This window comes from Gallibacterium genomosp. 3, assembly GCF_001678475.1.
Taxonomy (GTDB): domain Bacteria; phylum Pseudomonadota; class Gammaproteobacteria; order Enterobacterales; family Pasteurellaceae; genus Gallibacterium; species Gallibacterium faecale.
The window spans coordinates 1-9,132 of sequence record NZ_JTJR01000038.1 but is presented as its reverse complement, the minus strand read 5'-3'; the positions used below and the strand labels follow the sequence as shown (position 1 = coordinate 9,132).

The following is a 9,132-nucleotide window of genomic DNA, read 5'->3' as shown; positions in this document are numbered from 1 at the left end:
CAGTTCCTTTTATATAACTAGCCACCGTTGCCGCGGTGGTTTTTTATTACATACAAAACACTAATCCCATAAATCTGGGCGCATTTCAGATTTAGATACTTCCCCATTTGTAGCCACCTCGATTTTTTTTGCTAAATACGGTGGTATCTTTGTTCTCCCCATCTCGCAGTTTCTTAAAAAACACATAGATACTCCTACCTGTTTTGCAAAATTTGCTTTAAAACCACGTTGTCTATTTGATAAATATTCTGTCAGCTTCATAAACTTTAGTTTAGCTAAAAATAAAATTAAGTTTATTTATAGATAAACAATAAGTCAATCATTAATTTTTTGCTTATTTACTAAATACTAAATAAAATGGTGAAAAATTAACTAAGGAGGAATCTATGAAAAAAATAGATCTAACTAGTATTCGTAGGGAAAATTTGAAAAGATTCTTCTCAGATAAGAAGTACCCTGATAAAGATAAAAGTCTAATATCTCAACAAATAAATGGTTCAGCTAAATCTTTTGGGGAGAGATTGGCTAGAAGATTAGAAAAAGATTATGGCATGGGTGAGTTTTACTTAGATACTCCCGTTAGCGTAGATAGTAACAATAATATCGTTTCCAATATTAAAGAAATTGGGGCATTTGAATTATGGGATAGACATACTCCTCTCTCAAATGATGAGATAGAAGTTCCTTTTTTCAAAGAAATTAGACTCTCTGCTGGGAATGGATTTGCTGATGACATAATGGACTATAACAATTTTAAACTTAGATTTTCTAAAGCAACTTTAAGAAGACAAGGCGTATCGTATGACAATGCTGTTTGTGTGACCGCTGATGGTAACTCTATGGAGCCAGTTATTCCAGATGGAACAACAGTGGGGATCGATCTCGGCAATAAAACTATCAGAGATGGAAAGATATATGCGATAAATCACGGTGGATTATTAAGAATAAAAATTCTCTACAATATGCCAAATAATCAGGTGAAAATAAGAAGCTATAACTCTGAAGAGCACCCAGATGAAGTCGCAAACTTAGAAGATCTTACAGTTTTAGGCAAAGTTTTCTGGTACTCGGTTTTGTTGTAACAACCCAGAAGATGGGTTTTATTGAGTGAATTTAATATGGTAATTTGAAATAAGATAATATCACTTATTTCATGAAGAAACTTTCACCCGTTGTATCTCATGTAAGTAAGTGGCAGAATACAGAGGAAATTATGTTAAAACTCAAAATATTGCGATCTATCGTTATTAAGAGAACGCTACGTAATCTGATTTCCAAACAGAAAAGACGCCGAATGAATGGTGGAAAAATAAAATATAAATCTATCAAAAAAAAGAAATTATTTCGGCGTCTATGTGCGGAGGTTTATGCTCCTAGTAAAATTGTACTAGCAAGAGAAATTTCTCACATTTTTGTTTCTTTTAAAAAAGAAATTGAAAAAAAAGCAAAATTAGCTTCACAAAACCACCAAATATTAAAATTAAACTTTAGAGAAACTTCTGTTATTGATGCTCCAGCTTGTGCTGTCTTAATTGCCACTCTAGATACTATTAGGAATCAATATCCTGAGTTAAAATTTAGTGTTATTCGTCCAAAACCTAAACCAGCAGATAGAAGAAAACGTGGTCCATATGATGTAGATGGTGTATTTTGTCATATTGGTTTATATAAAATGCTTGGCTTTAACTATACATCAAGTTCTTCTCAAAAAAATGTAAAGTGCTGGCATTTTATTCAAAGTGATAATACTGATGGCTCAATCACGGCGCCCTTACTCAATGAGCTTAAAGCAATGGGAGTAAATACCAAAGGAATGTATAGCAGTTATATTGAAGCCATTGCAAACGCTGTCGAGCATGCATATGCAGAAAATATTCAAACTCATAGATATTTCCCAATTAAGCGATGGTGGATGTTACTTGCCATATTAGACAATGAACTTTCTCTTTTTGTTTGTGATTTAGGGCATGGCATACCGAATACATTAGAAAAAACTCAAAAAGCTAGTACGCTAAAAAAAATTTGGGAAAGATTAAAACAACAGCTAGGCAAACCTACGACAGATGCCATATATATTAAAGCTTCAACATTGATTAAAGAAACTCGAACAGGGCTGGGATATCGTGGTAAAGGTGGTGGAGATATTAGGTCAATTATTGATAAGACACCAAATAGCAGTTTAATTATTCGTTCAAATCGTGGAATGTATGTGTATAATGGTCGAAATAAAGCAGATTTAGTCAAAGAGTCTCCTTACTCTATTGATGGAACGATTGTTCAATGGAACCTGCCACTTGATACAAATTAAAGGTAAATAAAATGCAACATATTTATGTGAAAGACTTTAGCCTTTTTCCAGGTCCCCGTCATATTAAAGATGGAAAAGCTAGTGGAGAAGAATTTAGAAATACTATACTTATCCCTGCAACTAAAAAAGATCCAGAGATAACATTGCACCTAGATGGTGTTGTAGGGTATGGTTCATCTTTTCTAGAGGAAGCATTTGGTGGGGCAATTCGTTTAGGAGTATCTCCTAATATTATTAGTAATATTATTTTTATTTCTGAAGAGGATCCTGACCTAATTGAAGAAATTAGAGAATATATAAACGCAGCCATTTCGGAGTTACAATAATGCAAAGTTCAGAGGTTATTTCAATAGTCGCTCTACTAGTTTCAATTATAGCAATTCCAATTGGTTATTTTCTAGGAGCAAGAAATGCAAGGCATAATGCACATAACGAAGCTATTGATTCTTTACAAGAACTATGCAATAAAATTTTTGAAGATGCTCTACGTGTTCATAAACAAGCAGCTTCATTAAATGAGGGTGATTTTCATTTAATGATAGCATACCATAAAAGGCTACAAGGTAAATGTACTGAAATTATGGAATTAGCTCAAAATGATTTTTATCCAAACATAGAAATTAGAGAGGTTAAAAAAGTTACAACAAACCAACTCTTCTCAGATGATCTAACAGTAAGAAATATCGCTATTCGCAGCTTAATTTATAAGTTACATGCTGTACATTCTAAATATCACAAAAAATTTATCTAACTACTACATTATAACAATACTTTTATCTCTCATAACTTTATATTTCATCTAGATAACTTAAAATTTCATTTCACTAAATTTGTTCACTAAACAAGCTCTTTTATCCTTTTCTACCTCTCAATAATATCAATTTGAGCAAAAATTAATCAATTAAACATCCTCCATAAAAAATTTTTTCTTTATTTATTAATATTTTAATAAACATATTACAAAAATATTTATTAAAAAATAAATAAACGTATTGATCTAAAGTTTATTTTTTAATAAACTAAACCCATCAAAACGAGATACACAATATCTCAAGCTCTTTTAACAATTTGGATTAAAAACACCCTATGCGGTCGCTAAGTATTGGTAACGATGCAGAGAGACAACTGCTCGCTTAGATGAACGTTTAGTCTTACGTGAAAAATCACTGTGAAGTGAATTGGCAACGGAACCAATAGGGTGAATCGAGTTCTCTCAAGTAAGCAACGGCAGTGAATCGTGAAGCATAGAGAGTTTATCGAATCTAATGCCTGTTTAATCAGTGAATATTAATTAACGCAATATCTAGTATTTCAGAGGTGGTTAAGCAGGCATTAGGAAAATCATTTACTAATTACCTCTTATTAGCTGAGTGATTTTCACTTGCATATAAACTCCGTTTGGGTTTGCCCTCTTTATTGAGGGCTTTTTTTAAAGTTAATTCTATGAGTGAGCTTTAAAAAGAAAAGAGAAAGGAGAAACACCATGAGAAGAAGATCTATTAGTCCTTGGGACTACGATAGTGACGAGGATTACTACGAAGCATTAGCAATTAATCAAAAAGATCAAGAATATGAACCAGACGACAGTTTCGACCCTCGTGAATGTGATGAGTGTGCTGATCGAGACTTCAGAATGTTTAAAGACAATTTTTATTATAGATAAGCCTAGATTGTTCTAGGCTTTTATTTTAGGAGTGAAAAGATGAATACTATTCTAATATCAGCTTTAACCGCTTTAATCGTTTCATTACTTGTGCATTGGTTTACCGTTACACAAGTAACAAAGTGGTTTGATAATTTCTTTGAGGAAGAAACTAAAACTTTAGAAAAATATGCAAAGGATATTGAGAAAATAGTCAAAGAAAGACTAGAAAAACTATAAACAAACCTTACAAAAATTCCGACCTAATGCTGTAAGTTTAATCAATCCTTTTTTTAGTTCAACATCTTTAAAAAACATTGAACGCTGGAGTTCTTTTTTTAGTTCTTCCCTTTCAGCATCAGATAATCGTTTACCGCTAGGATCAATAATGTTTATGATTGATTTATCCTCTAACATTTTAATATTTGACTTAATAGATTCTATTTTTTGTTCTACATCTCTCTTTAGGGATAAAAATAATGGATTCGAAAAATGTTTCTCATATAAGTTTTCTTGAGTTTTATATTCAGTATAAGTAACGTCAACTAGTTTTAAACGAACTAAATTATCTATAGACGGTTCAATCTGCAAGTTATCTTGACATTCAGGATTACCTAAAAATATATGATTATACAAGGTGTGATATCCTCCTGATTCCAAATTTACTTGTATTTGAGAAATTGTTTCATCTTGATAATGGTGTAGGTAATAGAGATTTTGAGCGTCTAAAGGACTAAGCATTTTGATCATTTCTGAGAATGACGGGTGAATATCATCTGCTTTTGAACTATCCATTGCAGACACAATGAGATTAGAAAACATATCTCTAATTTCATCTTTATTAATACGATATTTTGCAGATTCTAACGTTGAACCTATAACATCAATATCAGGCTCTATACGATTTTCTTCAGGAATATTGTTTGATTTTGCTTGTATTTCTTCCTTAAATTTTTCAACGTTATATGCAACTTCTATTTCTCTTTTCTGACGCTTCTCAGACCATTTATAACCATAAATTGAATACCACATATCACTGACTGTTTGACCAATCCCCTTCGATACCACAGTAGCAACTTCTTTACCTGCTGCTACTGCTACACCAGTAGCTACTGTTGATATTGGTTCACCCATAATAAAGCCCTCTTTATTAAGTCGATATATTAAAGTTTGATCGCAATAATCATATCAAGAAATAAAGAGGGCTTCACTATGGAATTATTGACACCCACTGCTCTATCGTATTAAGATAACCGCACTTTCAAACGAAAGTATAGCCTATTGAAAATTGAGTAATCTGAAATGCCTTACAGAAATGTGGGCTTTTTTTATATTGGCAGCGGAAAAATGAAATCAATATTTACAGCGCAATTTGGACAATTCCCGTTACGATTCATTTTGAAAAATAACGAATTATTTGTATCAAAATCAGACCTAACGGCTATTTTCTATGATTTCTTCCCTGTCTCACACCAAACTTTTGTTGATGAAATTATCAATAAAGGCATACCCGATGTTATCGGGGATAAACGTGATATAACTTCTGGTATTATTGGCGACTCTGAAATCGGGGCTGTTATTCATTTTCACGCTGTAGGTAATCTTGTCACACATTATGGCAAATTAACTGATGTCGATAGCGATATTTTACGCAATTCGGCTTTCCAAGTGCGAACCTTCTCGCACTGGTATATCGAAGCCTTATCTCAGGCTGATAAATATTTCGGTAGAACTCTGGAGGATTTACTTATGTCAGTTAAAAACCGATTAGATCGCATAAATCCCCCTTATATCGTAGAAGTCATTTGCGACACTGAAAATAATGAAACATGGTGGGTTGGAACTTGCGATAAACTGCGACTTGCCACAGAAGGTCAAACATACGAAGAGTTACAACAACGAGTCTGGGAAATTGCACCAGAAATGCACGAATTACAAGGGTACGGAAAAGAAAGCGATAATATCCGTATCTCTTTTATACAAACAGAAAGCCACCACGAACATCAACGCTTGGAGATGTAGAAATGGGGAGTGGCTACTATGATCGGCTTATCAAAGTGCTAAAACAACAAGGTTGTTATTTTTATAGGCAAGGTAAAGGCAGTCATGAAATTTGGTTCAGTCCGCTAAATAACAGTTATTTCCCTGTCGCTTACACCATTAATTCTCGTATTTTGGCTAATAAAATTTTCAAACAAGCTGGTATTGACTTTAAATTCTAATTTGACAACCCCAAAACTTTATTTTATTATCCGCCACAGGTCTCAAAACCTAATACTCAAGGCGGATAGTTCACTAGTCGCCACAAGGCGATTTTTTTTATATCCGTAATCCTGACTATGTCGGGAGGGCGACTAATACAACACGCTTTGCGAAATACGTCCAGCCCTACCTTGAGTGGGTTTTTGAGCCTCCCGACGCCATTCTCAAAAATGGCTTGTTTAATAAACAAATACTCAAGGATTACAATATGTCAAATCAAATTCAATTCAAATCTTTCGATTTTAAAAATCTCCCAGTTCGCATCATCATTGATAGCACAAATGAATTTTGGTTTTGTGCTAAAGATATTTGCGCTATTCTAGGCTATGTCAATGATACAGATGCGTTGAAAAAACATTGCAAAGAAAAGGGGGTAGCGAAACGCTACTCCCCTACAAGAGGCGGTAATCAAGAAATGGTTTATATCAACGAACCAAACCTATACCGCCTAATCATCAAATCACGCAAACCTGAAGCAGAACGATTTGAAACGTGGGTATTTGAAGAAGTATTACCACAAATCCGCAAAACGGGTAAATATAATTTGCAAAATTCTCAACAAACCCTACCGCTAGCAGAAGCCGAAGCTGATGAAGAAGCGATCCGCATTATTGCTAACCTATATCACTCACTTAACGGTGCATATGAAATGGGCGTTAAAATTCGCAAAGAATATCCACACCTTGGCAGAGATATAGACAAATTTATCGGTGGGCATTATCTCTATAACCTCAATATGCCAACCGAAAATGCCTTAGAGAAAGCAAGACGATACGTTCAAGCAAAAAGTGAACGTATTATGTTCATCAAAGGAATGTTAAGCCTACTTGATGAACAGCCAAAACCAAAACGATTAACTAACTTCTAATTTAATCCAAATAAACCGCCTTACCTTACTTTTTAGTGAGGCGGTTTCTTGCACCCTAAATTCAGTAAATTGTTCAAATAAGGAGCAACACAATGAAATTCACACACGAACCACTCTATCTTATTTTTGCCGTCATCATTGCATTTATCTTAGGAGTAAGTTGCCAACCAGCTTACACAGCACAATACGATAAAGATACGGATTATTACGACCACACACTCAACATTGAAACCGAATTAAGCGAGGAACAATTAGATTGGGAAGAATGGGCTAATAACGAGTGGAAAGAAACGCATGGTGAGCTACAAACGCCGCTAAGTAAAGAGAATCAACAAGAGATTAAAGCTCGATTAGATAAAGGTCTTAGATGATGGATATTTTTGAAAAACTCAATCAACAAGCAATCATCATAAAAAAACAAGCATTCAAATCGCTTAAAAACCGACTTTTCCTAGCTTGTCAGCAATATAAAACTGACAGCGAATGGATGGAATTTTTTGATGAATTGCTACTTAACGAAAGCTATCACGACATTACTAATGCAATACAGTTGCTTAAAGTTAGCCAAGTGTATAAAGACAAATTGCAGCATATCTTAAATATATCTCAATTTTACCACGTGCAAACAGCAGAAAATGCAGACCACAGAACATTAAATCAATTTGAGGTAACGCTATGAGCTTATATCAACTCTCAGAACGACTAAAAAATATCAATGAATTACTTGATGATGAAGAATTTACTAACGAACAAGCTGTTATTGATGCCTTTAACTGCTTGGAAATGGAATTTGAAGATAAAGTAGCTGAAGTATGGAAATTACATAAAGAAACAGAAATCTTAGCCGAAACTGCAAAAGCAGAAAAACAGCGGTTAGAGAAAATTCAGAAAATATATGAACGTAAACAGCAACGCTTACGCAACCTTATCTATGCATCAATGCTTAATTCAGGCACTAATGAAATTAAAAACCCATTATTCAAATTAAAGATGACCGATCCAATTATGAATAAGGTAGATATTGCAGAAAATGCCGTTATTCCTGATGAGTTTTATATTCCACAGGATCCAAAACTCGATCGTGTTGCACTGCTAAACGCATTAAAGAATGGGGCTGAAATTCAAGGCGTAGTATTAACAGGTTCAAGACAGTTGAGGGGGTTATGATGAGTATTGCTACGCTTATTTTAGGAGAAAGTGGTACAGGGAAAAGCACTAGCTTACGCAATTTAAATCCGAATGAAACGTTGCTTATTCAAGTTATCTCAAAGCCACTCCCTTTCAGAACAAAAGATTGGAAGTATTTTGATAAAGAGAACTGCCCAACAGGCAATGTTTTTGTTTGTGACAATGCAGATAAAATCTGCCAACTACTAAAGCAAACAAAACGAAACATTATTGTTATTGACGATTTCCAATATTTAATGGCAAATGAATTTATGCGTCGTGCCAAAGACAAAGGTTACGATAAATTCACTGAAATTGGATTACACGCTTGGCAGATTTTTGATTTAGCTGGAAAGCTAGAACATAACAAACGAGTTTATATTCTCTCCCACACACAAAATGACGACTTAGGTCGTACAAAAATTAAAACGATTGGCAAAATGCTTGACGAAAAAATCACCTTAGAGGGGATTGTTACTGTTTGCTTACGAACGAATGTATCAGATGGTAAGTACACATTTCTCACGCAAAACAACGGCAGCGATACAACAAAAAGCCCTATCGGCTTATTTGAGGAACAACAGATTGATAACGATCTCGCCTACGTTGATATCCAAATTTGTGATTATTGGGGAATTACCCCTGAACCTCAAACTGCAGAAGACACCACTCAACAGGAGAATCATCAATGACCCAACCTATTTTTACCTATAACCAAGAACAAGCACTTAAAGCAGGCAATTCACAATTTATCAGTGAAACAGGTGCTTATCTCTGTAAGATTATCAGCGCTGAATATACCCAAGCACAAAGCGGTGCATTATCACTAGAATTAAGTGTAGAAACCCAAGAAGGATTAAAAGGCAACTATCTTTCTATTTACTA

The 9,132-nt window shown here is 34.2% G+C and carries 14 protein-coding genes and 1 pseudogene; 13 read left to right on the top strand and 2 right to left on the bottom strand.

Annotated elements, in window-relative coordinates:
- Positions 1–60 precede the first annotated feature (60 nt).
- Positions 61–261 (bottom strand): YdaS family helix-turn-helix protein, encoded by a 201-nt coding sequence (locus QV06_RS12100; protein ID WP_039081855.1) that lies wholly within the window; start codon positions 259–261, stop codon positions 61–63.
- Between the two features lie 125 nt (positions 262–386).
- Here QV06_RS12100 and QV06_RS09465 point away from each other — a divergent pair, with 125 nt between their 5' ends.
- From QV06_RS09465 to QV06_RS09440, 5 genes are all read left to right on the top strand, one after another.
- On the top strand, positions 387–1,082 hold the full coding sequence (locus QV06_RS09465) for a S24 family peptidase (RefSeq protein ID WP_065237923.1): 696 nt from the start codon (positions 387–389) through the stop codon (positions 1,080–1,082).
- A 131-nt stretch (positions 1,083–1,213) separates the two neighbouring features.
- On the top strand, positions 1,214–2,308 hold the full coding sequence (locus tag QV06_RS09460; protein ID WP_039173583.1) for a hypothetical protein: 1,095 nt from the start codon (positions 1,214–1,216) through the stop codon (positions 2,306–2,308).
- Between the two features lie 11 nt (positions 2,309–2,319).
- Positions 2,320–2,634, top strand: a complete 315-nt coding sequence (locus tag QV06_RS09455; protein ID WP_039173585.1) for an STAS-like domain-containing protein — start codon at positions 2,320–2,322, stop codon at positions 2,632–2,634.
- Complete coding sequence (locus tag QV06_RS09450; protein ID WP_039173588.1) at positions 2,634–3,059, top strand: hypothetical protein; 426 nt, start codon at positions 2,634–2,636, stop codon at positions 3,057–3,059. The genes QV06_RS09455 and QV06_RS09450 overlap by 1 nt, the downstream gene beginning before the upstream one ends.
- Before the next feature lie 951 nt (positions 3,060–4,010).
- Positions 4,011–4,190 carry a hypothetical protein gene (locus tag QV06_RS09440; RefSeq protein ID WP_021460883.1) on the top strand — a complete coding sequence of 60 codons (180 nt, stop codon included), beginning with the start codon at positions 4,011–4,013 and terminating at the stop codon, positions 4,188–4,190.
- Here the strand turns inward: QV06_RS09440 and QV06_RS09435 are convergent.
- Positions 4,185–5,084: a DUF4393 domain-containing protein gene (locus QV06_RS09435; protein ID WP_065237921.1), complete on the bottom strand. Its 900-nt coding sequence runs from the start codon at positions 5,082–5,084 to the stop codon at positions 4,185–4,187. The genes QV06_RS09440 and QV06_RS09435 overlap by 6 nt on opposite strands.
- A gap of 168 nt (positions 5,085–5,252) precedes the next feature.
- Here QV06_RS09435 and QV06_RS11565 point away from each other — a divergent pair, with 168 nt between their 5' ends.
- The 8 genes and pseudogenes from QV06_RS11565 to QV06_RS09395 all read left to right on the top strand — a co-directional run.
- The gene (locus tag QV06_RS11565) at positions 5,253–5,972 is read left to right on the top strand and encodes a DUF1902 domain-containing protein (RefSeq protein WP_082985081.1); all 720 of its coding nucleotides are present in this window, start codon (positions 5,253–5,255) and stop codon (positions 5,970–5,972) included.
- A gap of 2 nt (positions 5,973–5,974) precedes the next feature.
- Positions 5,975–6,172 carry a type II toxin-antitoxin system HicA family toxin gene (locus QV06_RS09425; RefSeq protein ID WP_065237920.1) on the top strand — a complete coding sequence of 66 codons (198 nt, stop codon included), beginning with the start codon at positions 5,975–5,977 and terminating at the stop codon, positions 6,170–6,172.
- A 248-nt stretch (positions 6,173–6,420) separates the two neighbouring features.
- Positions 6,421–7,080 carry a BRO-N domain-containing protein gene (locus QV06_RS09420; protein WP_065237919.1) on the top strand — a complete coding sequence of 220 codons (660 nt, stop codon included), beginning with the start codon at positions 6,421–6,423 and terminating at the stop codon, positions 7,078–7,080.
- 92 nt (positions 7,081–7,172) lie between these two features.
- The gene (locus QV06_RS09415; protein ID WP_065237918.1) at positions 7,173–7,451 is read left to right on the top strand and encodes a hypothetical protein; all 279 of its coding nucleotides are present in this window, start codon (positions 7,173–7,175) and stop codon (positions 7,449–7,451) included.
- On the top strand, positions 7,448–7,759 hold the full coding sequence (locus QV06_RS09410; protein ID WP_156542042.1) for a hypothetical protein: 312 nt from the start codon (positions 7,448–7,450) through the stop codon (positions 7,757–7,759). Before QV06_RS09415 ends, QV06_RS09410 begins: the two co-directional genes overlap by 4 nt.
- Positions 7,756–8,247, top strand: a complete 492-nt coding sequence (locus tag QV06_RS09405; protein ID WP_065237916.1) for a siphovirus Gp157 family protein — start codon at positions 7,756–7,758, stop codon at positions 8,245–8,247. The genes QV06_RS09410 and QV06_RS09405 overlap by 4 nt, the downstream gene beginning before the upstream one ends.
- A complete protein-coding gene (locus QV06_RS09400) occupies positions 8,244–8,939 on the top strand; it encodes an ATP-binding protein (protein ID WP_245174277.1) in 696 nt (231 codons plus the stop codon). The genes QV06_RS09405 and QV06_RS09400 overlap by 4 nt, the downstream gene beginning before the upstream one ends.
- A pseudogene (locus QV06_RS09395) lies at positions 8,936–9,132 on the top strand (hypothetical protein); the annotation flags it as partial. The gene QV06_RS09400 and the pseudogene QV06_RS09395, both read left to right, overlap by 4 nt.

Bases quoted from the DNA above. Each gene is read 5' to 3' on its own strand.
- QV06_RS09450 (WP_039173588.1), top strand. From the start codon at position 2,634: ATGCAAAGTTCAGAGGTTATTTCAATAGTCGCTCTACTAGTTTCAATT.
- QV06_RS11565 (WP_082985081.1), top strand. From the start codon at position 5,253: ATGCCTTACAGAAATGTGGGCTTTTTTTATATTGGCAGCGGAAAAATG.
- QV06_RS09435 (WP_065237921.1), bottom strand. From the start codon at position 5,084: ATGGGTGAACCAATATCAACAGTAGCTACTGGTGTAGCAGTAGCAGCA.
- QV06_RS09440 (WP_021460883.1), top strand. From the start codon at position 4,011: ATGAATACTATTCTAATATCAGCTTTAACCGCTTTAATCGTTTCATTA.
- QV06_RS09415 (WP_065237918.1), top strand. From the start codon at position 7,173: ATGAAATTCACACACGAACCACTCTATCTTATTTTTGCCGTCATCATT.
- QV06_RS12100 (WP_039081855.1), bottom strand. From the start codon at position 261: ATGAAGCTGACAGAATATTTATCAAATAGACAACGTGGTTTTAAAGCA.
- QV06_RS09465 (WP_065237923.1), top strand. From the start codon at position 387: ATGAAAAAAATAGATCTAACTAGTATTCGTAGGGAAAATTTGAAAAGA.
- QV06_RS09420 (WP_065237919.1), top strand. From the start codon at position 6,421: ATGTCAAATCAAATTCAATTCAAATCTTTCGATTTTAAAAATCTCCCA.
- QV06_RS09425 (WP_065237920.1), top strand. From the start codon at position 5,975: ATGGGGAGTGGCTACTATGATCGGCTTATCAAAGTGCTAAAACAACAA.
- QV06_RS09455 (WP_039173585.1), top strand. From the start codon at position 2,320: ATGCAACATATTTATGTGAAAGACTTTAGCCTTTTTCCAGGTCCCCGT.
- QV06_RS09405 (WP_065237916.1), top strand. From the start codon at position 7,756: ATGAGCTTATATCAACTCTCAGAACGACTAAAAAATATCAATGAATTA.
- QV06_RS09460 (WP_039173583.1), top strand. From the start codon at position 1,214: ATGTTAAAACTCAAAATATTGCGATCTATCGTTATTAAGAGAACGCTA.
- QV06_RS09400 (WP_245174277.1), top strand. From the start codon at position 8,244: ATGATGAGTATTGCTACGCTTATTTTAGGAGAAAGTGGTACAGGGAAA.
- QV06_RS09410 (WP_156542042.1), top strand. From the start codon at position 7,448: ATGATGGATATTTTTGAAAAACTCAATCAACAAGCAATCATCATAAAA.